At 39.9% G+C, this 25,410-nt stretch carries 22 protein-coding genes, 1 tRNA gene and 2 pseudogenes; 12 read left to right on the top strand and 13 right to left on the bottom strand.

What is annotated here, in order from left to right:
- Positions 1-101: 101 nt before the first annotated feature.
- From ACFFAP_RS02200 to rppB, 6 genes and pseudogenes are all read left to right on the top strand, one after another.
- The gene (locus ACFFAP_RS02200; protein ID WP_375509685.1) at positions 102-428 is read left to right on the top strand and encodes a DUF3040 domain-containing protein; all 327 of its coding nucleotides are present in this window, start codon (positions 102-104) and stop codon (positions 426-428) included.
- A gap of 15 nt (positions 429-443) precedes the next feature.
- On the top strand, positions 444-2,525 hold the full coding sequence (locus ACFFAP_RS02195; protein ID WP_375509684.1) for a dynamin family protein: 2,082 nt from the start codon (positions 444-446) through the stop codon (positions 2,523-2,525).
- Between the two features lie 237 nt (positions 2,526-2,762).
- On the top strand, positions 2,763-5,006 hold the full coding sequence (locus tag ACFFAP_RS02190; protein WP_375509683.1) for a dynamin family protein: 2,244 nt from the start codon (positions 2,763-2,765) through the stop codon (positions 5,004-5,006).
- A 118-nt stretch (positions 5,007-5,124) separates the two neighbouring features.
- On the top strand, positions 5,125-5,820 hold the full coding sequence (locus ACFFAP_RS02185; protein ID WP_375509682.1) for a DUF305 domain-containing protein: 696 nt from the start codon (positions 5,125-5,127) through the stop codon (positions 5,818-5,820).
- A gap of 315 nt (positions 5,821-6,135) precedes the next feature.
- A pseudogene (locus tag ACFFAP_RS02180) lies at positions 6,136-6,330 on the top strand (efflux RND transporter permease subunit); the annotation flags it as partial.
- A pseudogene (gene rppB / locus ACFFAP_RS02175) lies at positions 6,324-7,316 on the top strand (two-component system sensor histidine kinase RppB); the annotation flags it as partial. The pseudogenes ACFFAP_RS02180 and rppB, both read left to right, overlap by 7 nt.
- A gap of 7 nt (positions 7,317-7,323) precedes the next feature.
- Here the strand turns inward: rppB and ACFFAP_RS02170 are convergent.
- The gene (locus ACFFAP_RS02170; protein ID WP_375509681.1) at positions 7,324-7,908 is read right to left on the bottom strand and encodes a Uma2 family endonuclease; all 585 of its coding nucleotides are present in this window, start codon (positions 7,906-7,908) and stop codon (positions 7,324-7,326) included.
- Positions 7,909-8,018: 110 nt separating this feature from the next.
- Positions 8,019-8,657 (bottom strand): peroxiredoxin, encoded by a 639-nt coding sequence (locus ACFFAP_RS02165; protein ID WP_229457775.1) that lies wholly within the window; start codon positions 8,655-8,657, stop codon positions 8,019-8,021.
- A gap of 404 nt (positions 8,658-9,061) precedes the next feature.
- Here ACFFAP_RS02165 and ACFFAP_RS02160 point away from each other — a divergent pair, with 404 nt between their 5' ends.
- Complete coding sequence (locus ACFFAP_RS02160; RefSeq protein WP_375509680.1) at positions 9,062-9,679, top strand: hypothetical protein; 618 nt, start codon at positions 9,062-9,064, stop codon at positions 9,677-9,679.
- A gap of 120 nt (positions 9,680-9,799) precedes the next feature.
- On the opposite strand, the gene hpsP is transcribed toward ACFFAP_RS02160, so the two are convergent.
- From hpsP to glmM, 7 genes are all read right to left on the bottom strand, one after another.
- Positions 9,800-10,984: a hormogonium polysaccharide biosynthesis glycosyltransferase HpsP gene (gene hpsP, locus ACFFAP_RS02155; protein WP_375509702.1), complete on the bottom strand. Its 1,185-nt coding sequence runs from the start codon at positions 10,982-10,984 to the stop codon at positions 9,800-9,802.
- Between the two features lie 63 nt (positions 10,985-11,047).
- Entirely contained in the window at positions 11,048-12,223 is a 1,176-nt protein-coding gene (gene hpsO / locus ACFFAP_RS02150; protein ID WP_375509679.1) for a hormogonium polysaccharide biosynthesis glycosyltransferase HpsO, read from the bottom strand.
- 83 nt (positions 12,224-12,306) lie between these two features.
- Positions 12,307-13,287, bottom strand: a complete 981-nt coding sequence (gene hpsN / locus ACFFAP_RS02145; protein WP_375509678.1) for a hormogonium polysaccharide biosynthesis glycosyltransferase HpsN — start codon at positions 13,285-13,287, stop codon at positions 12,307-12,309.
- Between the two features lie 250 nt (positions 13,288-13,537).
- On the bottom strand, positions 13,538-14,692 hold the full coding sequence (locus ACFFAP_RS02140; RefSeq protein ID WP_375509677.1) for a glycosyltransferase family 4 protein: 1,155 nt from the start codon (positions 14,690-14,692) through the stop codon (positions 13,538-13,540).
- 11 nt (positions 14,693-14,703) lie between these two features.
- The gene (hpsL, locus tag ACFFAP_RS02135; protein WP_375509676.1) at positions 14,704-16,350 is read right to left on the bottom strand and encodes a hormogonium polysaccharide biosynthesis protein HpsL; all 1,647 of its coding nucleotides are present in this window, start codon (positions 16,348-16,350) and stop codon (positions 14,704-14,706) included.
- A gap of 66 nt (positions 16,351-16,416) precedes the next feature.
- Complete coding sequence (locus tag ACFFAP_RS02130) at positions 16,417-17,157, bottom strand: glycosyltransferase family 2 protein (protein ID WP_375509675.1); 741 nt, start codon at positions 17,155-17,157, stop codon at positions 16,417-16,419.
- A 453-nt stretch (positions 17,158-17,610) separates the two neighbouring features.
- Positions 17,611-19,083 (bottom strand): phosphoglucosamine mutase, encoded by a 1,473-nt coding sequence (glmM, locus tag ACFFAP_RS02125; RefSeq protein WP_375509674.1) that lies wholly within the window; start codon positions 19,081-19,083, stop codon positions 17,611-17,613.
- Positions 19,084-19,657: 574 nt separating this feature from the next.
- Here glmM and ACFFAP_RS02120 point away from each other — a divergent pair.
- The 3 genes from ACFFAP_RS02120 to ACFFAP_RS02110 all read left to right on the top strand — a co-directional run bounded on the left by ACFFAP_RS02120 (position 19,658) and on the right by ACFFAP_RS02110 (position 22,644).
- The gene (locus ACFFAP_RS02120) at positions 19,658-20,374 is read left to right on the top strand and encodes a heme oxygenase (biliverdin-producing) (RefSeq protein ID WP_375509701.1); all 717 of its coding nucleotides are present in this window, start codon (positions 19,658-19,660) and stop codon (positions 20,372-20,374) included.
- 612 nt (positions 20,375-20,986) lie between these two features.
- Entirely contained in the window at positions 20,987-22,048 is a 1,062-nt protein-coding gene (gene cobW / locus ACFFAP_RS02115) for a cobalamin biosynthesis protein CobW (protein WP_375509673.1), read from the top strand.
- 125 nt (positions 22,049-22,173) lie between these two features.
- A complete protein-coding gene (locus ACFFAP_RS02110) occupies positions 22,174-22,644 on the top strand; it encodes an ABA4-like family protein (protein ID WP_375509672.1) in 471 nt (156 codons plus the stop codon).
- A 67-nt stretch (positions 22,645-22,711) separates the two neighbouring features.
- On the opposite strand, the gene ACFFAP_RS02105 is transcribed toward ACFFAP_RS02110, so the two are convergent.
- The 3 genes from ACFFAP_RS02105 to ACFFAP_RS02095 all read right to left on the bottom strand — a co-directional run bounded on the left by ACFFAP_RS02105 (position 22,712) and on the right by ACFFAP_RS02095 (position 23,897).
- The gene (locus ACFFAP_RS02105) at positions 22,712-22,927 is read right to left on the bottom strand and encodes an acetyltransferase (RefSeq protein WP_375509671.1); all 216 of its coding nucleotides are present in this window, start codon (positions 22,925-22,927) and stop codon (positions 22,712-22,714) included.
- A gap of 284 nt (positions 22,928-23,211) precedes the next feature.
- Positions 23,212-23,520 (bottom strand): DUF3181 family protein, encoded by a 309-nt coding sequence (locus ACFFAP_RS02100; RefSeq protein WP_375509670.1) that lies wholly within the window; start codon positions 23,518-23,520, stop codon positions 23,212-23,214.
- A gap of 119 nt (positions 23,521-23,639) precedes the next feature.
- Positions 23,640-23,897 carry a hypothetical protein gene (locus tag ACFFAP_RS02095; protein WP_375509669.1) on the bottom strand — a complete coding sequence of 86 codons (258 nt, stop codon included), beginning with the start codon at positions 23,895-23,897 and terminating at the stop codon, positions 23,640-23,642.
- A 124-nt stretch (positions 23,898-24,021) separates the two neighbouring features.
- Between ACFFAP_RS02095 and ACFFAP_RS02090 the strand changes: the two genes are divergently transcribed.
- The gene (locus tag ACFFAP_RS02090) at positions 24,022-24,714 is read left to right on the top strand and encodes a Uma2 family endonuclease (protein ID WP_375509668.1); all 693 of its coding nucleotides are present in this window, start codon (positions 24,022-24,024) and stop codon (positions 24,712-24,714) included.
- Positions 24,715-24,779: 65 nt separating this feature from the next.
- Here the strand turns inward: ACFFAP_RS02090 and moaC are convergent, their stop codons facing one another.
- Positions 24,780-25,289 (bottom strand): cyclic pyranopterin monophosphate synthase MoaC, encoded by a 510-nt coding sequence (moaC, locus tag ACFFAP_RS02085; RefSeq protein WP_375509667.1) that lies wholly within the window; start codon positions 25,287-25,289, stop codon positions 24,780-24,782.
- A 34-nt stretch (positions 25,290-25,323) separates the two neighbouring features.
- On the opposite strand from moaC, the gene ACFFAP_RS02080 reads away from it, so the two are divergent.
- Positions 25,324-25,397, top strand: a tRNA-Arg gene (locus ACFFAP_RS02080).
- Positions 25,398-25,410: the final 13 nt, after the last annotated feature.

The raw sequence follows: 25,410 nt of genomic DNA, 5'->3' as shown, positions 1-25,410 counted from the left end.
AATTTTACTGGGGTTGTTAAATATATACGTAAGTTACGATACAGAATAAATTCAAAGTAAATACTGACATTTTTTCTTTGTCTTAGACGGGATGGATACCGATGACATCTGAAAGCAATCGCCAAAAAGAACTTGAACATCGAGAACGTATATTACGAGAACGAGAAGTTGAATTGCGTCTTCGGGAAATGGAAAGTAACATCCATGCTACCGATATAGCTTTTCATCAAACTGTGAAGCATCAACCAGAAAATTCCCAGAAACCTTGGATGAACAAAGTGATTCTGGGTGGGAAACTGTTTGCTCTTGGTGTGGTAGCGCTGGTTGCAGTGAGGATAGCCTCAGTGCTGGCTGGGTTTATTATTGTTGGTGCGCTGGGGTGGATGTCTTACAAATTATTTTTAGAATCTAAAAAAACCAATTTTTAATAAAGGTGTACTGTTATGAGTAATCAGGTAGCAACTGACAAATTTATCCAAGATTTAGAGCGCGTTGCTCAAGTGCGATCGGAGATTTCTGTATGTTTGAGTAAACTAGCTGAAACAATTAATCAAGCTGAGTTTGCTGGAGACTCTTCATCAGGAAAACTCAGTTTAGAGCGAGATATTGAAGATATTCAAGTAGCTAGTAAAAACCTCCGCCAAGGTGTATTTCGTCTTTTAGTATTGGGCGATATGAAGCGCGGAAAAAGTACGTTTCTCAATGCCTTAATTGGGGAAAACTTATTGCCGAGCGATGTTAACCCTTGTACCGCAGTGTTAACAGTTTTACGCTATGGCCCAGAGAAAAAAGTTACCATTCATTTTAATGATGGAAAAAGTCCGCAACAGCTTGACTTTCAGAACTTTAAATATAAATATACCATTGATCCAGCTGAAGCTAAAAAACTAGAGCAGGAGAAAAAACAAGCATTTCCCGATGTTGATTATGCAGTAGTTGAATATCCCTTAACGCTACTAGAAAAGGGAATTGAAATTGTCGATAGTCCAGGATTGAATGATACAGAAGCGCGAAATGAATTATCTTTGGGTTATGTAAATAACTGCCATGCAATTTTGTTTGTGATGAGAGCTTCTCAACCTTGTACCTTGGGTGAGCGTCGCTACCTAGAAAATTATATCAAAGGTCGAGGATTGACAGTTTTCTTCTTAGTTAATGCTTGGGATCAAGTGCGGGAATCATTGATTGATCCTGATGATGTAGAAGAATTACAAGCGTCTGAGAATAGATTACGGCAAGTATTTAATGCGAATTTAGCAGAATATTGTACTGTAGAAGGTCAGAATATTTATGACGAACGAGTGTTTGAGCTTTCGTCGATTCAAGCACTGAGACGACGGTTAAAAAATTCCCAAGCTGATTTAGAGGGGACTGGCTTTCCGAAGTTTATGGAAGCGCTTAATACTTTTCTTACCAGAGAACGTGCGATCGCAGAACTTCGTCAAGTCAGAACCTTAGCAAGACTTGCCTGCAATCATATCTGCGAAGCAGTTGCTAGACGCCTACCATTACTTGACCAAGATGTAAATGAATTAAAAAAACGGATTGATTCAGTAGAACCAGAGTTTAATAAACTCACGGGTATTCGAGATGAATTCCAAAAAGAAATTATCAATACCAGAGACACTCAAGCAAGAACAATTTCCGAATCTTTTCGCAGCTACGTTTTAAACTTAGGTAATACCTTTGAAACCGATTTCTTGCGCTATCAGCCGGAATTAAATCTGTTTGATTTTCTCAGTAGTGGTAAACGAGAAGCATTTAACACTGCATTGCAAAAAGCCTTTGAGCAATATATCACTGACAAATCTGCTGCTTGGACATTAACTGCTGAAAAAGATATCAATGCAGCTTTTAAAGAACTTTCTCGCAGTGCTGCACAATATGGCGCGTCTTATAATCAAATCACAGACCAAATTACAGAAAAGCTCACCGGACAAGAGGTAAAGGTAAATACCACTACTACTGTTGAAGAAGATAACTCTCCCGGATGGGCAAAATGGGCAATGGGATTGTTATCCCTGTCTAAGGGAAATCTTGCTGGCGTAGCACTAGCTGGCGCTGGATTTGATTGGAAAAATATCTTGTTAAACTACTTCACTGTAATTGGTATTGGTGGGATAATTACAGCAGTGACAGGTATTTTTCTTGGCCCCATCGGGTTTGCACTGCTAGGGTTGGGAGTTGGATTTTTGCAAGCAGATCAAGCGCGTAAAGAGTTAGTTAAAACGGCGAAGAAAGAGTTAATTAAACATTTACCACAAGTGGCACATGAGCAATCTCAGGTTGTATACAATGCTGTTAAAGAGTGTTTTGACTCTTACGAAAGAGAAGTGAATAAGCGGATTAACGATGATATTGTATTTCGTAAATCTGAATTAGATAATCTAGTCAAGCAGAAACAAACCCGTGAAATAAATCGTGAAAGTGAGTTCAACCGTTTAAAAGATTTACAGGAGGATGTAATAGCTCAGTTGCAAAAAATCGAGGCAGCATATAGCAATTTATTAGCTTATTATAGTTGATAAATCTCATTACTCTGGTTCCCAGCTTATAGCTGTAAATTCCTATAGGGAGGCTCTGCCTCCCATAACTATAAGTAGCTAAAGGCAAATAAATTAAAGTTTGTAGTAAGGACTTTAGTCCTGGTTAACTTTGCTATGAGCGATTCATTTATCACTAAAAACTAGGATTTTATTGAATGTTTAATTATGCGTAGCATAAACATAATAATGTGAGTCTGAGCCTGGAAAATAAAAACTATGCAACAACAGTATGAAGGTTATAAAGATTTAGCAGATTCTCTCAAATCTGCATCTGCGTTATTGAATTTAGAACGCAAATCGCAACTGCATCAAGATATAATTACCATTTGCAATCATCTAGTTAATCCTAGCTTTCGGATTGCGGTATTTGGGCCTTTTAATCATGGTAAATCTACCTTACTGAATGCCATGCTAGGGAATCGCACCTTACCAATTGATTTAATTCCCACTACAGGCGCAGCGATTACTGTCAGGTATGGTTCTGATGTGCGGACTCGCATCATGTTGGCGGATGGTAGAGAAATCTATCGTAGTGGCACAGAAGTTTTACAACAATTTGCAATTCTTGATGGCAATAGGCAGATGCGAAAAGATGTAGCATCTGTGGAAGTTTTTTGTCCCCATCCCTTCTTAGAAACGGGTGTAGAATTTCTCGATTTACCAGGAACGAATGATAGAGATGAACAAGATAATTTAATCCGAGAACAACTATTAAGTGCAGATTTAGTTATCCAATTATTAGATGCACGTAAGTTAATGACTTTAGGTGAGCGGGAAAACTTACGAGATTGGCTATTAGATCGCGGTATTAAAACAGTTGTATTTGTTGCCAATTTTCTTAACTTACTCGAACCAGACGAGCAAAAACAAGTCCAAAATCGCTTGCGGTTTGTTGCAGAAAGCTTTCGAGCCGAATTACCTCCAAGTTTTAGTAATTTATATCGCGTTGATGCTTTACCTGCTTTAAGAGCGAGGTTAAAAGGCGATGTTGCTGCTGCTAATAGTAGCGGGTTAGCGGCTTTTGAAACAGCTTTGCAAAACATTGTGGGGATTTTGCAACCAAATCGTGGTAGTGTGCGTTTGCCAAGAGTGCAAGCGATCGCTTCTCAAATCCAACTCTCATTAAAAGCTAAAATTGACCCGATTGCTATTGAAATCAAATCCTTTGATGATAAAGAAAATAGCAAAATTGAAATTAAACGAAAAGCAGCTAACTTAATTTATAAAGGTTTTGCTACTAGCGTGGGAGAGTTACGCGATTGGCTAACATTACCCAAGTTACTCACAAAATATCAAGCTGATGCAGCAGTTGCATTGGCTGAAAATAACTTTAAAGCTTGGCATACAAATATTCTTAAAAAAGACTTGATTCAATTGCAATTGGCGGCGGTAAAATGGCTTTATCAAGCTTACGAATTTTTCCAAGAAGAACGACCGCAAGATTTAACAATTCTCTTTCCTAGCGAACCACAAGTAATATTACCATCAAAGCCAAGCAATACTGATGATTTGAGTGAACCTGGTTCCATTGCTGTTGGTGGTGGTATTGGTTGGTTGTTAGGCGGGCCAGTTGGTGCTGCTGTCGTCGGGAGTATTTCTTATTTGCTAAACAAGAATATCCAAAAACAAGACGAACAATTAGCAAAGGAATCTTATCATCAGGAAGTTGCTAAACTTTGTATAACTGCAATTGAAGATTATTTATCTATCTTCAGTAGTCAAGGGTTATCTATTTTGACTGAATATGAACATAAAGCCGAAAAAGTAATTTGTTTTGAAGTTAGTCAAGAACCGCTAGAAATTACGAAAAAACGTGAAACTTTGCAGCAGTTGCAAAACGGTTTTAATCAGTTGCTACGAGAGTTAGAAAAAGTTAAAATATCCTCAAATAATCAATTTTATAAAGAAATACCCAAAGAAAGCAACACTAATAGAAAATATTCGCCACAGCCAGAGAGAGTTCAAACTTCCCCTAAAAAAGATACTGGTGTTAAGCAACAACAGGAAAATCCTGCTAAGAATACTCAGACAAGGGTAAAATCTGTTTCTCCACCACCGCCAAAAGCTTCTCCCTCTCCGCGTCCCGAAGATTTAGAGGCGAAATTTCGTGATTGGGAAATCAATGAGGAAATAGCGCGAATGAAAGCAGAGATGCGTAGCCCTAAGGCTTGTCGTCAGACATCGCCTGGTTCTCAAACTGGTAAACAGCAAAATACAACTCAAAGCCACAAAACACCCAACCAAGCAAAAACCCAGACAGAAAAAGATAAGATTACTCGCGCCTACGGCATTTTAGGATTGCAAACAAATGCTTCTTTGGCTGAGGTAAAGCAGGCTTATCGAACTTTAGTAAAAAAATGGCATCCAGATTTGTTTGTTGGGAAGCCACAACTGCAAAAACAAGCACAAGAGAAAATGCACTTAGTTAATGAAGCTTACACAATTTTGAGTGAAAAATGAACCATAAGATACCCGACTTTTTTATTAAGTTGGGTATCTTTAGATTTCATCCTAATTTCATTTATGGCTGCAAAGCTAAGAAGTAAATATAGAATTAGGAAACTATTAGGTAATACTTATGCAACTGCTACCTTTGAGAAATGGGTTTTTGGCGTTAACCTTGACTGCGATCGCTACCTCCGGTGGGTTAATCACAGGCTGTACCAATACTGCTTCCCAGAACCAAACCCAAGCGCCGGAGGTAACCGCCACCAATGCTAACGACAAGCAGCAGATGAACCACGGTAGTGGTATGAATCACAGCATGGCAATGGATTTAGGCCCAGCCGATGCTAATTTGGATTTACGGTTTATCGATGCTATGACACCGCACCATCAAGGGGCTGTGGAAATGGCGAATGTTGCACAGCAGAAATCAAAACGTCCTGAAATCAAAAAGCTAGCAGACAATATCATCAAATCGCAAAACTCAGAAATCACTCAGATGAAGCAGTGGCGACAAGCTTGGTATCCTAACGCGGGAAATAAACCAATGGCTTACAACAGCCAAATGGGTCACATGATGGAGATGTCTTCTGACCAAATGAAAGCCATGATGATGAGTCAAGACTTAGGTGCAGCTGATGCTGAATTTGATCTGCGCTTTATCAATGCGATGATTCCTCACCATGAAGGGGCTGTAACAATGGCAAAAGATGCCTTAAGTAAGTCTAAGCGCCCTGAAATTAAGCAATTAGCCCAAGAAATTGTTAAAGCCCAAGATGTAGAAATTAAACAAATGCAACAGTGGCGAAAAGCCTGGTACAACCAATAAACCTAACTCTCTATGTAGATATGCAAGCAACTGATATGCATTTGTAGGTAGCAATTTTAGCTAGGTGTTTGGTTATTTCAGGAGCGATGTCTACGACGGGCTATGACGCTCGAAGACTCGCTAACGCTTCGCTATCGGCGTCGCAGCATCATTTGATCCTAATTTCATTTATTAATGAAAGACTGAGTAATAAGTGTATCCAAGCGCGTTTGCGCGTCTACTACCCAGCTACATCAAGTGGCTATGATTCCAAAGGAATTGCAGGAGGTATTTTCTTTTGAAAATGCCTCAGCAGTGAAACGAACCACTGTATCTTCTCTGCCGCATTCTGGAATTATTTTAATCTTAGCTGCTGCCAGTTTGGTAGCAGCTGCTGTGATTGCTCCCTCCTTTGGAAGAGTGTTTTTACCAGAATTTCAAGAGCAAACTTTGGTGAATACCCTCACTCTCTATCCTGGTGTATCTTTGGAAACTACCAATGTAGCTGGAGAAGCAATTCAAGACGCGCTCTTAAAGACAGTAAAGGCAACCCATATTACCAAATTTCCTTTGTACTACACACTCAAGACAATCGTGATTGGGGATACATTCAAGTGGGGCGAAGTCTGGAAGATTTTAATGGTTATCTGGATGCTGTGAAATTAATTTTAGCTGTGGGATTGCCTACAACGATCGCTGTGGTTAGTGTTGCTAGTTGGTGGTTAGCAGGATTAGCAATGCAATATATCTATCAATCTTATAGACAAATCCAACAATTTACAGCAGATGTAGCACATGAATTGCGAACACCTTTAGCTGCAACACAAGCAACAGTGGAATCAGCCTTGTTGATGCCGAAATTGGATGAAATCGAAGCACAAGACATTCTAAGAACTATACAGTGTCAGAATCATCGACTTACTTCTTTAGTTGTTGATTTGCTCCTCTTGGCTCGCCTAGATCGGCAACCTCTGCCATTACGACATGAATGTTGCTTAAATGATATTGTCAGTGACTTAATAGAGGAATTTGCAGCGATCGCCTTTTCTGCCAAAGTAACACTGACATCTGCAATCAGAGTCGAGCAACCTCTAAATATCGTTGGTGATTCTGAGCAGCTTTATCGTCTGGTTTCTAATTTAATTATCAATGCAATTCAATACACGCCACAATTCAAAAAGGTGACTGTTGTCTTAGATCGCAGTGAAAATTATGCTGTGATTCAGGTTCAAGATACAGGTATTGGTATTCCCCACCAGGAACTGACTCGGATTTTTGATCGCTTTTACCGAGTGAATAGCGATGCCTACGGCGGGCTGCGCCTACGCTCTCGTAAAACTGGCGGTTCTGGATTAGGATTAGCGATCGCTCAGGCAATTATTCAGGCACACCAAGGTAGTTTAAACGTGCAGAGTCAATTAGGTAAAGGTAGCACTTTTACCATTCAATTACCTTTAGATACCACACGAATTTACCAATTTCAATTGCTGTATTGTCGCCAGCCTAAATTTAAGTAAAATTTTCTTACCAAACTTTACTCATATTCAAAATAAACCCAGGCAATACCGACTCACCGCTAACAGTCGCAGGATTATCTAAACATTCCTCTGGCAATCCAGGACGAGAAATATAGACTCTACGCTGCTTACGGTCAATTAACCAGCCTAACTGTATTTCTGGCTCATTCATATATTCTTCCATTTTTTCCTTCAAAGTCTGAAGGTTGTCGCTGGGAGATTTGAGTTCGACTACAAAATCTGGACAAATGGGGACAAATCTTTCTTGTTGTTTTGGAGACAGAGTATTCCACCGTTGTAGTTTAATCCAGGAAGCGTCTGGCGATCTGTTTGCACCTGTTGATAGCTTAAATCCGGTACTAGAGTCAAAAGTTATACCTGTACCATCTTGTTCCGACCACACCCACAGCTGTCCAAAGATGTTGCCTCCACGGTTGCCTGTTGTCCCACCTGTAGGTGGCATAATTGATATCTCTCCAAATTTATTTCGCTCAATGCGTAAGTCACGATTCACCTGACAGAATTCAAAAAATTGTTCGTCTGTCATTTGCATTGATGACGGAATTTGCAAAACCAAAGGAGATGAAAACATCGGGATTTCCTCCAGGTTCGGATGCCTAGCCCACTGACTATATTCTCACGCAAAGAAGAAAAGACGCCAAGATATAACTTTGCGTCTAATACACGAAATCATTTTCAGATTTACTTGTTAGGCTGAGGAGTTAGCCGCAGATAGGGTTTTACTTCCTCGTAACCTTTGGGGAATTTTTCTTTGAGTACTTCTGGATCTTTCAGTGAGGGGACAATTACAACATCCTCTCCATCTTTCCAGTCAGCTGGTGTCGCCACGCTGTAATTATCAGTCAATTGCAGAGAATCAATTACCCGCAAAAGTTCATCAAAGTTACGTCCCGTGCTGGGAGGATAAGTGAAAGAGAGACGGAGTTTCTTATTGGGGTCAATCACGAAAACCGATCGCACTGTCACAGCCGCATTAGCATTGGGGTGGATCATGTCGTAAAGCTCAGAAACCTTGCGATCCGCATCTGCCAAAATTGGGTAGTTGAGGGTGGTGCTTTGAGTTTCTTCAATGTCTCCTACCCAGCCTTTGTGGGATTCAACATCATCAACACTGAGTGCGATCGCTTTGACATTCCGCTTATCAAATTCTGGTTTTAGCTTGGCAACTGTGCCGAGTTCTGTTGTGCAAACAGGTGTAAAATCAGCAGGGTGAGAAAACAGCACAACCCAGCTGTCACCTGCCCATTCGTAAAAATCAATGTCGCCGTGTGTTGAGGCTTGCGTAAAGTTGGGTACTGTGTCACCTAGACGGAGAGCCATGTGAGATTCCCTGTAGTTAGAAAAGCATATGTGTTCTACTTTGCCATCATGACATAAAACCCCTATTGCCCAATCGGGCAATAGGGGTTTGAAACAAAATTTTAGGTTGTCACCACTTTTGCATAAGGGACGAGGGGGAGGTAAAAATTATTGACTAAAGTACACATATATGCTCTCAATTAGTATGTTTTCCCTACAGGTTTTTCTTTACATAGAGGTTAATTAAATCATTAAATTTTTGCCTGAACTTTTTTAAACATACAGAATTCCCAGAAACTTTCTTAGTATAGATGCAATATTTATTGTGAGAAGTTTCTAAGCTGTTACAAATTTAATTTTCATAAAGCAAGTAATGAGAATAAAGACTACAAATATGTTTATTATTTTTAAATTTTGAATTACTTATGATGATAGTAATATTTTTCATTGTCGGTGTTATCCTCAGCACAACTGCGAGTTTTATTTTTGGAATTCCCTGGTTGATGCCGATTTTAGGTGCTGCTGTTCCCTACCCCATTTTATTTTTAAAAGTGCGTCGTCAACAATATAAAAGTGCTTTTTGGTGGATGTTATTGTGGGGAGTTTTGCAGAGTATTGCCGTAATTGTAGCAACAGCGATGTCTACGACGGGCTACGCCTACGCACCACAAACAGCAGCAAAAAATATTCTTCGTGGACAGTCATACACTATGGAAATGTTGCACTGGATTCGCACGGGAGAAGGTTCAGAAGGTTCACTAAATTTATTTTTACCAGACCATTTATTGCACTACGGTATTTTTTGTATTCTCTGTATTGTAACTATTAGTAGCATTGCATTGATATTCGGCACTTGGATGCTGAATTACATGAATTTTTATGTTGCAGAATTGGTAAAAGTTAGTACTAAACCAAGGTTTAGCAGCTATTTTAGGGTGGTATCCTTGGTCAATTCTGCGGATAATCGGGTTTATTGCAACTGGGGTAGCTTTAGCTGCTTTAGGATTAAATCTAGTAACTCGCATCAGAGGCGAAGTTCCTAAATCTCCCTTTCCGAAAACTTATATGTTGATTGCAATTGGTTTTGTGATTGCGGATATCGTTGTCAAAGCGGTTCTAGCACCTATTTGGCAAAAACTGCTGTTGTCTGCGTTGGGTTAAATTCATTTATTTGCCAGAATTTTATGGTAGGCTTGGATTGTTTGCTTGGCGATCGCATCCCAGCTAAAATTTTCCAATGCATATTTTTGGGCGTTTAATCCCCGTCGTTGGCGTTCTGCGGGATTTTGCAAAGCTTCTTGCAGTAACTCTAACAGTTCTTGAACATCTGTTGCACCCACCCAACCCGACTCACTATCACCTATCTGTTGACAAATATGTACTTGGTCAGAAATGACTACGGGTATACCTGCTACCATTGCTTCAGCTACAGCAATCCCAAAATTTTCGTAGTAGGAAGGCAAGACAAATAAATCAGCAGCTTGTAGTAAACTAACTTTGAGTTCACCAGTAACAAAGCCAGTAATTGTAGTGTGCGATCGCAAGGGTGAATTTTGAATTTGGGATATTATCTTTTTTTCGTAATCTGGATCTTGGGGATTTGTTCCAGCTAAAGCAAAATGAAACTTATAACCAATCGCTAATAACTTCTCTAGCGCCGGAATCAACAAATTTAACCCCTTTTTTGGGTCAATCCGTGACATAAACAATACTAAAGGTACATCCTCTGGTATTTTTAACTGACTATATACAACACTTCCCTCCTTTTGAAGGGGGGATTGAGGGGGGATCACACCCAACGGAATCACCAAATCTGGCGTAGATACTCCAAATCTTTCTGATATTTTAGCTTCTTGATCGCTGGTAAAATGAATAGCTGCTGCACCAGCTAAATTTTGACGTTCTATAATTGCGACATAAAGCTGTTTTAATTGTTTTTTCTTGCGTAAATCAGCCGGATCGAGAGTACCCAAAGGACGGAAAATATAAGGTAGCTTTTGCTGACGACACACAATAGCAGCAGCACTACTTATGGGAGAGAATAGAGCATGAATATGTGCTATGTCAAATTCGTGAGCATGAAGTTTTAGCCAGTTTAATAAATCGAGGGAAAATTTATAGCGACGAAATGGGGCGCAACGAAAGTAAATTATTTCATAACCATCTTGTTTTATTGAGCGATTTAAAGGAACATCCAGAGATGTTTGACCATTATCACCATTACTATCAGTTGTGATAATTGTAACTTCCGCTCCCTCTTTTACCAAAGCTGGAGCTAATCCTAGTACCATTTGACTAGGGCCGCCGTAAATCAGAGAAATTGAGGGAACAATTTGTAATATTTTCATTTTTTCATCATTTGTCATTTGTCATTTGTTCTTTGTCTTTTGTTATTCACTAATGACCAATGACTAATGACTAATAACTAAATCTTGATAAAACTCTAATTGCTGTTTAGCCAAGGCTTTATTTGTATATTTAATCATTGCTTTTTGATAGCCCATTTCACCCAGAGTATAAGCAAAATCTGGTTTATCCATTAATTGAAGTAAGCAATTAGCAAGGGCTTGAACATCACCTTCAGGAAATACTAAACCAGCATCGCCAATTACATAGGGAATTTCACCAGAATCAGAACCAATCACAGGTACTTTGCAAGCCATCGCCTCAATTAACACATGACCAAATTGTTCTTTCCAGCCAACAGAAGTTAAGGTTTTAAACTTGTAAGTTGTTTCGGAAGGCAGTACTAAAGTACTCATTAAATTGATATAGTTTTCAACTTCATTATGGGGAACACTTTCTACCAAAATTAATCGTTCTTCAATATTGTTTTCTGAGGCGATTTTGATTAATTGACTTTGCAATTCTCCTCGTCCCAACAACAGGAATTTCCAACGTTTATTTTTCAAAGTAATTAAGGCTTGTAAAAGCGTTAATAAGCCCTTTTCTTGCACAAATCGCCCAACAAAACCTACAACAAAATCTCCTTTTTTAATGTCTAACTTAGCTACTAACTCTGGTTGGGCTTTAGGAGTAAATAAAAATTCATCTACACCCAGTTGCGGCATGACTTTAATTGCCCCTTTATATCCCCGTTGCCGCAAAACTTCTGCTCCATCTTGATTGCCAGAAATAATCCCATGGCTGTGATTGAGGTTATATTTTTCTAATAAAGCAACTGGTAATTTCAGATTATATGGTAAATTCCACCAGGTAAAAAATACATTTTTTGCCTTGAGTCCTAATAGCTGATTTAAGGCAATCATCTGAGTATAAGCTAGCCCTCTAGACCCTTGTTCCACTTGGATGATTTGGGGACGAAATTCTTTTAACAAAGATATTAAATCAGCACCAAAGGTAAGGAGTCCCTGATGATTTTGACTAAAATTAGAAACGGGAACTATTCTAAATGTCCCTTCATCACGGTATTCAGTTTCAATAATTCTATTTTGTACACCGCCTGGTTTCCAGCGCTTTGGAACTACAACTGTAACTTCAATGTCGGCTTCTAGTTGAGATAAGGCACGTAGTTTTTCACAGTTGAGGTCTACGATATAAGTGTGACTAGCAATTAAAATTTTCATTGATATTTATTAATTTATATTTATTCTTTGTCAGCTATTCTTTATTATTCACTAACTCCTAACTTCTAACTTTTAACTTATAACTAAACTTGTTCATCCAATCGGCTGTAAATTTGACCATCGTTCCAAAGTGATTGAATGACAGTACCCAAGGCTTTGAAAAAACCCAAAGTGTAGAAAATAGCACGAGTGGCAATTTTGATGGGGGAACCGCTTTTGTTACAAGGTGGGTGTCCGAGAACGTGACAATCAAATAAACGGGCGTATAAGCGTAAAGCTTGAGTAGGAGTAAGGTTTTTCAGCCCTAGTAGGAAATGGTTGTGATAAAAGGTGAGTTGATATTTGAGCGATCGCATACTAATATCATGACAACCCCCTGTTTCTTCGCCTAAATGTACCAAATGGGCCTCTGGGTCGTACCAAATTTTATACCCCGTCTGTCGCACCCGCAAACAAAAATCTGACTCTTCGCGCACAGCACTACCGCGAAACCTTTCATCAAACCTCAGTCCGTACTTAGTAAAAATTTCGCGGCGAAATGACATATTGCAACCCCTGGCTGTCAGTACTTGTTGAGGTTTGATGGTATGTACTAAATCAATATGATACCAAGCAATTCCTGGGTCCATAGCTTGGGGAGGCAGATATTCAATCTGTAAATCTCCTCCAGAATCACCCAATTTCATTCTGTCAAATACCCGACCGGCTACAGCCCCCACTTCTGGATTTTGCAAATAATTTTTCGCATGGGCTGCTAACAATTCTGGAGTTAGCTGAACATCATCATCAATAAATAATATTATTTCACCAGATGACCGTCGCACAGCATAATTTCGCGCTCCTGGCAAACTTGCCCAATCTAAGCGCAACCACTTAATTTTACCTGCCTCCGCCATCTCTTCTAGATAGGCTTGAATTTCTGGTTGGTGTTTTGTGGTTTGGTCTACCACTAAAACTTCAAAATTTGGATAGTCTTGTTTCAAAACATCTACAATGCTATCCCGTAGCGCTTCCTCTCGACCATAGGTCGGGATAACTACAGTAAGTAATGGCCAATTATCCATGATTTTTATTAAGTGATTTCTCTACTTTGATAATAACTTTATCGGAACAGAATTTAGGAGTCAGGAATCAGAATTCAGTAAGGTATTCTGTATGACTGGTGGATGAATAAGCGGCGTTTTTGCACCCCCACTAAATATGCAGATTTCAGTAGAACGGCGTAAATAATTAAAGGTTCGTAGTGAACGCGAGTGCGTCTCGTAGAGAGGACTTTAGTCCTTAAATTCTGAATTCTGACTTCTGAATTTTTCTTCAAACTCCGGCTGCTGCATAAAGATCATCAAATAATTCATTTTGCTTTTCAGAGTTATGCACAAGTTGCGCTTGAGCTAACGCTCCTGCACTTAAAAATTCGTAATGTTCTCGTTTATCACTTCTATCAAGAAATTGAATGATTTGTTGCAATGCTTGCTCTACCAAATCATCATAAGTGCTATTTAAAATTTCCCAATATTCATTAGTTTTAGTTTTTTCTCCATGCAGCCAATTACTCCAATGTCTAATTTCATTAATTGGTAACTCTAAAATATAGCCATTTTCGCCATGACGAATAAACTCTGGTAAGGCGCATACATTTGTTGTAATTGCAGGAGTTGCAACTGAAAAACCTTCGATGATACTATAGCCGTAAGTATCATGTAATGTCGCCATTAATTGAAAATGACTTTGCGATAATAACTCAAGAACTTTCTCATTAGGAATACTTTTATGAAAAACAACGTTATTCAAATTCAATAACTTTAAATCCTCTACATATTTGGTGCGATCGGGGAAATCAGTCGGCACTCCTGAACCATGTCCCAGTTCGGAAATTATATGTAAAGTAATAGGTAAACCTAATTTTTCCGCTTTTTTAGCGAGTCTTAAAGCAACAAATCCGCCTTTGCGAGCAATGTGATTTCCTATAAATACAAGCTGAAGATTTTGCTGTTGCTGATAAAGCTTTGATTGGTTAACCCTGACGGGGAAATTTGGATGAATAACATCTAATTTCTTACTTACTTTTGGTTCTATCTTCCAACCTTGTATCCGATTAATTAATCTCAGCTTGGCATAATCAGAAATAGCAATTATTTTTCTGCAATTATCTAGCGCTAAACGATTATTTAATAATTCAAAAATTGCAGCTTCGCCTTGATTTTGAGGATTTCTATATAAAACACGATGATCCTCAAAGGTGAGAAACCAAGGTTTGTTTGTATATAAAATTTTGTTGAAAGAATGAATAGCTTGGTATCCTCCCCATACAGGTTGCCAGGCCATAAAGCTGCCTAAAGGATACCAAATTTTTTCTATAGGATATCTACCTGCGGGGAAAGGCTTGGGGCGGATAAGTGTATGCCGAGAATTTCGAGGTAGGTTTGGAATGCTGAGGTGTTTTTGACCTCCTATGATAACTTTTGCCATTTTTATTTCATTTAAATTGTTTTTAGACGTTTTTTCTGGTTTTTTTGCTCAGGGTTGGCATCTTCTATATCTTGTTTCTCCAGTTCTGGCAATTTAAAAAGAACTCCCGCATAAAACCAATAATAGACAGCAACTGGATCAACATCTAGAGGATAGTAGTAGGTGTTGTAGCTAATAAACAATATAAACACCCACAAAGCTGCTCCGTAACTGCGGAAATTACGGTTCTTTATGGAGCGATAGGTTTTAAAGCCAATAATTGTTAAACTAGTGACCAAAGCCAGAAAAGCTAGCACTCCAAGAATTCCAACTTCAAAAAGGACTTTGGGGTAGTAGGTTTCCACCAGCTTAGTTTTACCCATGACGCGGGCAGAGTTAGTTGCTCGACCTAAGCCACTTCCCAGTGGTCCGTCTACATTTTTCCAATTGTCTTCAAATTGCTGGACGATAAAATCTTGAGGTGGTGAAGCCTCCCATCGACCTGTAAAACTCTCGGTTCTCTGTTGCACGACATCAGGGTTAGTCACCATTGCTATTCCCAGAACTAGGGCAAGTCCTATCCCTATGGGGATAAATCGTTTAAGGTTGCCAAGTTGACCAGTGAGCAATAGCAAAATCCCGAAGCAAATTGGTACTAAAGCTAAGGCGATTCTTTGTCCAGAGATTACAGCATCGATAAAAACTGTTACTAAAGAACCTAAACCGATCAGTCGCCATATTGGGGAGGGGTCGGTGAAGCCGGTGGCAAAGGTAAAAAAGGTGCTGGAAATTAAGAACCATGCCCACTGCCAAGGGGCTACAAATGTCCCTGGTAGGCGAATGACGCCTTCTTCAGGACTATATAAGAGCGCTCCACCAAAATAACATCGGGCTTCTAATGATGTGACAAATAGGGCATTTCCTTCAAGACCTCTAGTGCCTTGACATACACCAGTTAGGAGTAACAGGTATTGAATAAATCCCAGCACACAGCAAATCAGTGTGAGGACAATCTGGAGGCGTGATAAAAATAGAAAATCTCGCTTATCTCGAATTAGATAGTAGGCACAACCAATTAGCGGAACATACCCTAAAAATACTTTCAGTCCCAGAATTCCCATGCCTAAAGGTATTTCTTTGGGTGCTTTTTCCAATAGTCCCACACTAGGCGGGTTAAACTGCTGTCCACCATTAATAAATAACAGCGTTAGCAGACTACAACCCAAGACAATATAAAGTGGGGTTTTAATGCCTTGGGGAATAATTAGGGGTAGCCCTTGCTTGTGACAAGTTTGCCAGAGTCCAATTAGCGCTGGAACATAAAAAGCATCTTTAGCTAATTGGAGTATGGGACTATTGCCCAAGTAGTAGGTGATAGTACCCCCAATAGGTACGTAAATGATGAAGGCATATAGCGCTTGACGCGGGTATTTGTAGGAAAGGGATATAACGAATATCCCTAAGACGCCAGGGACTGCTACTTTAATTCCACCTACGAAAAAAAGTATAATGCCAACTAAGACACTGCCAAAGGTGGCGGTGGTGAGTAAGCTAATGAGTTCTTTACGTGCTTGGGCTGCTTTGCGCTTTTGGGCTAACTGTTCTTTGAGGCTAAGAGTAGGAGTTTCTTTTTCAGCCTGTTTTTTTGATTTTTTATTTTTTAACTTGGATTTTGGCATAGTGGCGCTGTAGCCTATCAGCCTTAAAAAACAATCTATAGCTTACATACAAATGGATTAAAATGGCTATAGCGTGTACAAGCCAAATTCATCTTTAACTGATTGAGTTAGGAATTTTCGATCAAAAATATTGAAGTTTAACTTCATTGAACCATAAAACATATTTTCTCCTGTTTCTACAATATAAACTGCTCCCGTAAATGGTAATGGTTCTATAGGTTTAGCTTTGTTTTCTAATACGCCTCTGACTTTTGCGTGGTCTATATAATATTTGTAGTATCCATAGCCCCGATTATATTCGGCGTTTTCTGGTAAAAAATTTAAGTCATATCGGATAAGATTGGATGTACCACACATTGAATAAAAATTTTTTCTTTTAATATATATATATTTACTACCTTCTTTATATTTATAACCTTTATTGATAAACCATCCATTAGAGTTAGGATGTTGCTTAATAAATGCAGCTAAGTTTTTACTGATGCAATCATCTGCATCAACTGCCATCGTGTGAGTTGGAGAAAATTGACGAGCATACATTAATCCCTTCAATATTTTCCGCCCTTTATCTGTGTCTCCTCTTGCGATAGGGTTTGTCTCATTGGGAGGAGGAAAGTCAACTGTAATGTACGTAATTTGGGGATGATTAAATTCTATTTTTGGCTGTTCATGGCAAACGACAATAGCGTGAAAATCAAGAGAGGTTTGATTACAAATTGATTTGATGCATCTTTCAAATGATTGGGTGACACGCTCCCAGGAATTGGAAACTTGCGGACTTTTAAGTGGGATAACAAAAACAAGCATTTTATTACCTTATAGAAGATATAGCGCTTCTCTGTTGAGTGTAATACAGACCTAACAAGAACAGCCCCAACCCTTGTAGCGTTGGGGAGTAAGATTTAAAGCCTTTCTCGTTTTAGGAGAAAGGAATGGAAGTCAGGTCAAAGTGTATTGCATCCATAGACGCCTAGCGGCTTCCCGCTCTTTATGAGAACCTCTATAATCAATGAACATACACAGACCTCTTTGTTATATAAGGAGGTTTACAATAGTATGTAAAAGTGCAAATGCAAATACTAAATTTTCCGCAGATGACCAAAGCTGGTTAATTTGCAGAAGCTGTGATTACGAAAAAGTTGCATTTTTGAAAGGTGAGATAGTAGCTACCCCCTTCCCCGCAAAGACTACTTAATTAAATGAACCATGAAGACACGAAGGACAGAAAATTAAGTAATCTTACACGGGGAAGGGAGTAACTTAGACTGCTATGTGTTGCTGGACTTTTGAAACTAATTCATTTGTCCAGTAGCTGGTGAGTTCAGCATTGACAGCTTCCACCATAACCCTGATCACTGGTTCTGTGCCAGAGGCGCGAACCAAAATTCTGCCGGAATCACCCATTGCAGCTTCAGCAAGAGCGATCGCTTGTTGCACAGGTTGGCAATCTTGCCATCCTAAACGGCGATCGCGATCTACAACTCGCACGTTCCGCAATAATTGTGGATAGGTCTGGAAGCTTTGATCTACTAATTCGCTAAAGGGAACACCCGCCTCTTTCACCAAAGCTGCTATATGTAATGCTGTTAACAAGCCATCTCCAGTAACAGCATAATGACGGCAAAGAATATGACCTGATTGTTCGCCGCCTAGCATTCCCCCAGTCCGCAACATTTCGGCTTGCACATATTGGTCGCCGACTGCGGTACGAATTAAGTTACCTCCAATTTGCTGCCAAGCTTTCTCAAAACCTAAGTTGGCCATGACTGTAGATACAATTAGGTTGTCTGGCAGTTGGTGGTTTTGTTGTAAGCGGCGTCCCCATAGGTAGAGAATGTAATCGCCGTTAACTTGCCTGCCAGTATTGTCTACTGCTAAGACGCGATCAGCATCGCCATCGAAGGCAAAGCCGATGTCGGCGTTGTGTTCTTGTACTGTGGTGGCAAGAATATCTAGGTGGGTGGAACCGCAATTAACATTAATGCGATCGCCATCTGCTTCATTATGTAAGCAGATCACCTCTGCCCCCATTTCTGTAAATACTGATGGTGCTAACCCGACTGCTGCCCCCCATGCCAAGTCTAAAACAATCTTCATTCCTTGAAGATTTAGCGCACCGTTTAAGGGTTTTTTCAACGCCTCACCATAATGCCCCACTAACTCAAAACGTGAGTAATGCCGTCCGCAATTACTAACTTTAGCAATCGGTGATATCTTGCCACGCAGTCCCGCTTCAATTTCTGCCTGCAATATTTGCGGTAACTTGCCACCATTGGCACTAAAAATCTTAATCCCATTGTCTTCTGGGGGATTGTGGCTGGCAGAAATCATCACTCCACCGATGGCATCACTGATGCTGGTGAGATAGGCTATGCAAGGAGTGGGACATAATCCCAAATACCAAACCTCTAATCCTGCTGCTGTTAACCCTGCACTCAAAGCCATTGCCAGCATATCACTGGAGTTTCTAGAGTCCTGTCCGAGAATGATTGGCCCTACTTTAGTAGTATGATTACGTAAAACAATCCCCGTCCAAAAACCAACTTGTAATGCTAGGGGCGCACTTAGTAATTCTCCGACTCGTCCGCGAATCCCATCTGTACCAAATAAGGGATTTGCTGGTAATGGGATTAAATTCAGTGCAAAACTGCTCTCAATCCCTTTGCCCAATGCATCAACTTCCGAAGCAGAACCCCCAGGAATGCCCGGTGTCCGAGTTATAGATGAAACCATATTTTTAAACACTCCACACAATTACACAGAAAAATAACACTTAAGACTTTATTCAGCAATTTCGACATGCTTTTTATCTTTAGAAATTCATTCTAAATCAAGCTCCTATTACGTAGTATTACGTAATTTATGCCTCTGTTATTGTAAATCTTTCATGAATTCAGTATTGGTTTTTACGTTATCAGTAAAGTCACCATATTTTAGCTGATTATTCCTTTTATGCGCTTAACTTTAGGTTTGATTTTTATCTGTATTAGTTCACACTTTGCAATGCTACTAACCAAGAACAAGCTGTAATAAATATTCTCCGTGTTTCATGAGAAGAGTTTTTCAGTAAAGCTGACAATAAAAGCGAAATTTAGCTAATACCAACAAAAATCTCAAAACGCTAGAATGTAAAATTATATCCACTGAGCTTATTATATGTGTAAAAAAGCACAAAATTATTAGAGCTTAAAAAATTTTAATATAAATTCTCATCAAATAGTTTTAAGGTAACGTTTTAATGGCTTTTTTAGCCGTTAGTGAATTAAAACTCCGGCAGTTAACTTTATTAAAAGTTGAGAAGTTTAGCATGAGCAGCAATTTAGCAACCAAATTACGTGTAGGCACTAAAAAAGCCCACACAATGGCAGAAAATGTAGGTTTTGTCAAGTGCTTTTTAAGAGGAGTAGTCGAGAAAAACTCTTACCGGAAACTTGTTGCTAATTTCTACTTCGTCTACTCAGCGATGGAAGAGGAAATGGAAAAGCATCGCCAACACCCAATTCTCTCTAAAATTAACTTTCCGCAGCTAAACCGCAAGTGTACCTTAGAGCAAGACCTGAGTTATTACTTTGGTGCTAACTGGAGAGAGCAAATCAAGCTATCTCCCGCAGGTGAAGCTTATGTAAAGCGCATCCGAGAAATATCTGCTACAGAACCGGAACTGTTAATTGCTCATTCATATACTCGTTACTTGGGTGACTTATCCGGGGGACAAATTCTCAAAAATATTGCTGTAACGGCGATGAATTTGTCTGATGGGCAAGGAACAGCCTTTTATGAATTTCCAGAGATTCCTGATGAAAAGGCATTCAAAGCCAAATATCGTCAAACTTTGGATGAATTACCCCTCGACGATGCTACAACAGATCGCATCGTTGATGAAGCTAACGCCGCCTTTGGCATGAACATGACGATGTTCCAAGAATTGGAAGGCAATTTGATCAAGGCGATTGGTGTAATGCTTTACAATAGCCTCACACGGCGTCGTACACGCGGCAGTACTGAACTGGTCACAGCTGAGTAACTGTGTTGAGATTGCGGAGTATGATGTGTGGAGTGAGAAATTCAGATAGCCTGATGAAGGATAATTCATAGGTGTTTCTGGGGAAAGAGCGATGCCTACGCTCAAAATGGGGGCAATAGCCCTGTGACTGCTTTTTAATTCGTGAAAGCAAGCATGGGGAGATTGCCCCTCAATTATTTTTAAGAGTTAGTAGTTATTAACACCAATATTTTGGGGTTTTGCATAAATTTTCAACTTACAGCAGAGTTGAAGAGGGCGGATGCACGCGATCGCACTTATGGGTTTATCTGAGGTAGGGCAATGAGTGATCGTTCCTACTCCTTTACTGCTGACTCCATCGACCCTGGCTTGACCGCATTGGGTGTTGGAGATTGGGGTGATCGCCAGGTTTTAAACTGTATTAATTGAAGTCCCTGAAATTTAAGGGTTTCAAACCCTTGTTCTACCGTATTAAATTGCTGTACCAAATAGGCTATTGCTGTGCCCCTACCCCGCGAATCTATTTACCTAAAAATAGCTGTAAAATAACTAAGTCAATCTTCAAACCAAGCTTAATCTCAGTATTTAAGTTTGTAACCCGTAAAAACAATACTGAGTAAATCAGGCAAAAATATGGCTACGAAAATTCCTGTTACAGTGATCACAGGCTTCTTAGGTAGTGGAAAAACCAGCCTAATTCGCCACCTGCTACAAAACAATCAAGGACGCCGCATTGCCGTTTTAGTAAATGAATTTGGCGAACTCGGTATTGATGGCGAATTGTTAAAATCCTGTCAAGTTTGCCCAGAAGATGGTGAGGGCGACACTAATATCTTTGAATTAACTAACGGCTGCTTATGTTGCACTGTACAGGAAGAGTTTTACCCGATGATGCAAGAGTTAATCAAGCGGCGTGATAGCATCGACTGCATTTTGATTGAAACCTCTGGTTTAGCCTTGCCAAAACCACTAATAAAAGCTTTTCGCTGGCAAGAAATTCGCAACGCCGCTACTGTGGATGCTGTAATTACCGTGGTAGATTGTGCGGCGGTAGCAGCAGGGACATTTGCTAGCGATCCAGAGGCGATCGCAGCCCAGCGCCAAGCAGATGAGAATCTAGAACATGAAACACCCTTGCAAGAACTGTTTGAAGACCAACTTGCTTGTGCAGACTTAGTGGTATTAAATAAAATTGACTTGGTAGATGCCGAGACAAAAGCAAGAGTTGAGGAATTGATTAAGCAAGAGTTGCCCAGAGTGGTGAAGATTGTCGAGAGCGATGCCTGCGGCGGGCTACGCCTACGTTCTCAACTCGATGCATCTATATTATTAGGATTCCAAGCCGCAGTGGAAGACAATTTAGATTCTCGTCCTAGTCATCACGATACCGAAGAAGATCACAATCACGACGAAGAAATTACCTCAGCTAATTTGATTTTGGATCGTACATTTGATCCAGAAAAGCTGCAACAGCAGTTAGAGAAATTAGCACAACAACAAGAAATTTACCGGATTAAAGGCTTTGTGGCAGTGCCAAATAAATCCATGCGCTTAGTGATGCAAGGCGTGGGAACTCGATTTGATAAATTTTACGATCGCCCCTGGAAACCCAAAGAGGCCAGGCAAACCCGCTTAGTTTTCATCGGTCGTGATTTGAAGTCTTCAGAAATTGAATCACAACTTGTAGCTTTATAAATATACGCAGATCCCCGACTTCGTAAAATGTTGTCGGGATTTATCTTCAAAAAGTTGCGAGTTATGAATAATTAGTTAATTCTAAGTAAAAAATAATAACTGAAAACCTTGCACTTTACAAAACTATGACTATCTCTCAACTATTTAACGTTGCTAACCTTTTCGCATTGCCTTTTTGGGCGTTGATGATTTTATTGCCAAATTGGAAAATTACACGGCAGATTATGTCATCATATCTGCCCTTTGTGATTTTAGCTGGGGCGTATGTGTATTTGTTTATCAACAGCATTACGCCAGAAAATGCCCAAGCTTTATCGAATCCCCAATTAGCCGATATTGCGCGATTTTTTACAGATGAAACGGCTGCTGCAACGGGTTGGATTCATTTTTTAGTGATGGATTTATTCGTCGGGCGCTGGATTTATTGGGAAGGGCAAAAAACAGGTATTTGGACAATTCACTCCCTTGGACTGTGTTTGTTTGCTGGGCCTATGGGATTACTGTCTCACATCTTGACTGACTGGATTACTAAGACATTTTTCCCTAAATTTCAGCAGAATGAAACAGTGACGGTAGGAGAAAAAGCTGCGTCATAATCTGACGCATCGGAGGGTAGCACATCTGTGCTACCCTCCTATTACAAATTACCTGATTTTAAAATCATTAAGCGTTGTCGTGTCTATAGTCGGCATCTAACCAACAGCGCGGTAGAACTTCACCTGAAGGAAAAACAAGATTTTCTTTTTTAAAAGTCTCAGGTTGCTGTTCTTCTTGACCTTCTTGGTCTTTTGCCTTAACAACATCACTATTCGGGTCAAGTAATTCCTGAATTTCAACAATTTTTACCAATTCGCCACTATCTTTGACTTGTAAAAGCATAGAAATTGCCTCAATGAGTTTGCATGGAAGTTCAAAGCGAGTCTCAATAAAGATAAACTCGCTCAAATCTTAACCGATTTTGAACGCGGAGATTCTTTAATTATTAAAGGAAATTTTTATTAGATATCCACACATAAATTACACAAGATTTATCTCTGTGTATCTGTAAAGTTAATTTTTATAAAATAGACACAGCAAATAGATACCTAATCCCGAAGCTAAAATCGAATCAGGGAATGCTGATTAATAAAATTCTCCAACTAAGATAATATTAGTTTTAGCGATTAGAAATCACGTTGATATTTTTCCAAAATATCTACTAAAGTTACTTGGCATTGCAGGGGTAGTAAATCGATTAAAGGAACCTCACGTTTACCACCGCCAATTTTTATTAGAATCGATCCCAAAACTTGTAAAACTCGGTCTTCATTGACAGCGTTGGAAGTAATTAAGGGATACAGTTGCTCGGCAACAACTGTATGCAGTTTGGCATTTGATAAATAAAGATGCCATTTAGCAACGTCTATGTAAACGTTTTCGCCAATTTCAGCTGCTAGGGCTTCTAGTAGTTCTGTGGTGTTAGTCTTAGCCATAAAAATAACCCTACATTAAGAAAAAGTGCGAAATCTCAGACTTTTTTAGATTATGGCTCAATTAACAGCCTAATCCTACTACCAGAGGTTACAATCGCCCCAGCATGAGTAATCCATCTTCAGGTGGATTTTGGTGGAGTTTCGGTGTAGTTAGCGATCGCACTAATATAAATCAGATGCACCAACAATATTCCTGTCCAACTTAAAGTCACCCAAGGCAGCCACTCCCAAGTAGTGCCTTTCAAGATGTGGAAAAACCACAAGCCAGAATTAATAGTAGCAGCGATCGCCACATGCATAGCAAAATTCATTCTGTCATCGATCTTGCGGTAATCAGGGTCTTTGCGATCGGGTTTACGAGGCCAACGAGGAGGCATAAATATTTGTTACAGATTTAAATACACTCTATTTATTCTAAGGTTTTTGTGGCAGTGGTTGCTATTAGACCCTTACAACCAGTCATAATTGAATTGGAAGTCCAGAGCCACTGGGTTAAATCAGATGACGATCTTTGAGCAAATAGACCCCGATCTCCTCTATCCAGATAGTGACGGCAAACCAATGGCAGACAATACAGAGCAATATCGTTGGATTGTCCTGATTAAGGAGAATTTAGAGATTCTGTTTGCTAATAATGACAATATTTTGATTGCGGGAGATTTACTTTGGTATCCCGTCCGTTCTCGGCTGATTACACCAACTGCACCTGATGTAATGGTTGTCTTCGGTAGAGCAAAGGGAAAACGTCGTTCTTATCGTCAGTGGCAAGAAGATAATATTCCACCGCAAGTAGTCTTTGAGATTCTTTCTTATAGTAATGATACCAAGGAGATGGAGCGGAAGCTGGAGTTTTACGATACCTATGGTGTTGAAGAATACTATTTATACGACCCTGAAAGTTTTCAACTAGATGGCTGGTTGCGGCAAAACAACCATTTGAATAAGCTATGGCAAATGGATGGTTGGCTCAGTCCCCGCTTAGGAATTAGATTTCAAACGGGCCTTGGAGAGTTAGTAATTTACCGTCCAGATGAACAGAGATTTTTGAATTCCCTGGAACTCAATCAACGAGCAGAACAGGCTGAGTTATTGCTAGAACAAGAACGCCAACGCGCTGAACAAGAACGCCAACGCGCTGAACAGTTAGCAGCATATTTGCGTAATCTCGGCATTGATCCTGACAATCTCCCATAACTGGGGATGAAGGAGTAAAGGAGAAGAATTAATAACCAATGCCCAATGCCCCAAAATAATATAGGCTATTGCTCTGGCAAAGAATAATCTCCTGATTTCCCGCCACTTTTACTTATTAAACGAATTGATTCAATTTCAATCGACTTTTCTAAGGCTTTTGCCATATCGTATAAAGTCAGGGCAGCCACAGAAACGGCAGTTAAGGCTTCCATCTCTACACCAGTTTCAGCTTTGGTTTTGACTGTGGCTTGAATTTGATAACCAGGTAGTTGCGGATCGGGTATAATCTCGACTGCGATTTTTTGCAAAGGCAACGGATGACACAGAGGAATTAAACTGGCTGTTTGCTTGGCTGCCATAATCCCAGCCAATCTTGCAGTTGCCAACACATCCCCTTTTGGGACATTTCCGGCTTGAATGGCGGCGAAGGTGGCTGGCAGCATCCGCACATTGGCTGCGGCTACTGCTTGGCGGATGGTGGGTGCTTTATCAGACACATCTACCATCTGCGCCTGTCCTTGGCGATCCAGATGGGTTAAGTTAGCAAAATTAGATGGAAAATTATCTTGCGCCATTTAGTTAGAACGTGTTAATATAGATTGTCGGTGAGGGCGTGTAGCTCAGTGGACTAGAGCACGTGGCTACGGACCACGGTGTCGGGGGTTCGAATCCCTCCTCGCCCGTTTTTAAAGATTA

Source organism: uncultured Nostoc sp. (assembly GCF_964245575.1).
Taxonomy (GTDB): Bacteria; Cyanobacteriota; Cyanobacteriia; order Cyanobacteriales; family Nostocaceae; genus Nostoc.
The sequence above is the reverse complement of the archived record's forward strand: the minus strand, read 5'-3'. Positions and strand labels throughout refer to the sequence as shown.

What these genes read in the sequence shown, in the direction of transcription:
- ACFFAP_RS02095 (WP_375509669.1), bottom strand. Translation starts at nt 23,897, where the DNA reads ATGCCTCCTCGTTGGCCTCGTAAACCCGATCGCAAAGACCCTGATTAC.
- ACFFAP_RS02160 (WP_375509680.1), top strand. Translation starts at nt 9,062, where the DNA reads ATGATGATAGTAATATTTTTCATTGTCGGTGTTATCCTCAGCACAACT.
- glmM (WP_375509674.1), bottom strand. Translation starts at nt 19,083, where the DNA reads ATGGTTTCATCTATAACTCGGACACCGGGCATTCCTGGGGGTTCTGCT.
- ACFFAP_RS02140 (WP_375509677.1), bottom strand. Translation starts at nt 14,692, where the DNA reads ATGGCAAAAGTTATCATAGGAGGTCAAAAACACCTCAGCATTCCAAAC.
- ACFFAP_RS02170 (WP_375509681.1), bottom strand. Translation starts at nt 7,908, where the DNA reads ATGTTTTCATCTCCTTTGGTTTTGCAAATTCCGTCATCAATGCAAATG.
- hpsO (WP_375509679.1), bottom strand. Translation starts at nt 12,223, where the DNA reads ATGAAAATTTTAATTGCTAGTCACACTTATATCGTAGACCTCAACTGT.
- hpsP (WP_375509702.1), bottom strand. Translation starts at nt 10,984, where the DNA reads ATGAAAATATTACAAATTGTTCCCTCAATTTCTCTGATTTACGGCGGC.
- ACFFAP_RS02130 (WP_375509675.1), bottom strand. Translation starts at nt 17,157, where the DNA reads ATGCTTGTTTTTGTTATCCCACTTAAAAGTCCGCAAGTTTCCAATTCC.
- ACFFAP_RS02200 (WP_375509685.1), top strand. Translation starts at nt 102, where the DNA reads ATGACATCTGAAAGCAATCGCCAAAAAGAACTTGAACATCGAGAACGT.
- ACFFAP_RS02105 (WP_375509671.1), bottom strand. Translation starts at nt 22,927, where the DNA reads ATGCTTTTACAAGTCAAAGATAGTGGCGAATTGGTAAAAATTGTTGAA.
- hpsL (WP_375509676.1), bottom strand. Translation starts at nt 16,350, where the DNA reads ATGCCAAAATCCAAGTTAAAAAATAAAAAATCAAAAAAACAGGCTGAA.
- ACFFAP_RS02165 (WP_229457775.1), bottom strand. Translation starts at nt 8,657, where the DNA reads ATGGCTCTCCGTCTAGGTGACACAGTACCCAACTTTACGCAAGCCTCA.
- ACFFAP_RS02090 (WP_375509668.1), top strand. Translation starts at nt 24,022, where the DNA reads ATGACGATCTTTGAGCAAATAGACCCCGATCTCCTCTATCCAGATAGT.
- ACFFAP_RS02110 (WP_375509672.1), top strand. Translation starts at nt 22,174, where the DNA reads ATGACTATCTCTCAACTATTTAACGTTGCTAACCTTTTCGCATTGCCT.
- hpsN (WP_375509678.1), bottom strand. Translation starts at nt 13,287, where the DNA reads ATGGATAATTGGCCATTACTTACTGTAGTTATCCCGACCTATGGTCGA.
- cobW (WP_375509673.1), top strand. Translation starts at nt 20,987, where the DNA reads ATGGCTACGAAAATTCCTGTTACAGTGATCACAGGCTTCTTAGGTAGT.
- ACFFAP_RS02190 (WP_375509683.1), top strand. Translation starts at nt 2,763, where the DNA reads ATGCAACAACAGTATGAAGGTTATAAAGATTTAGCAGATTCTCTCAAA.
- ACFFAP_RS02120 (WP_375509701.1), top strand. Translation starts at nt 19,658, where the DNA reads ATGAGCAGCAATTTAGCAACCAAATTACGTGTAGGCACTAAAAAAGCC.
- ACFFAP_RS02100 (WP_375509670.1), bottom strand. Translation starts at nt 23,520, where the DNA reads ATGGCTAAGACTAACACCACAGAACTACTAGAAGCCCTAGCAGCTGAA.
- ACFFAP_RS02185 (WP_375509682.1), top strand. Translation starts at nt 5,125, where the DNA reads ATGCAACTGCTACCTTTGAGAAATGGGTTTTTGGCGTTAACCTTGACT.
- moaC (WP_375509667.1), bottom strand. Translation starts at nt 25,289, where the DNA reads ATGGCGCAAGATAATTTTCCATCTAATTTTGCTAACTTAACCCATCTG.
- ACFFAP_RS02195 (WP_375509684.1), top strand. Translation starts at nt 444, where the DNA reads ATGAGTAATCAGGTAGCAACTGACAAATTTATCCAAGATTTAGAGCGC.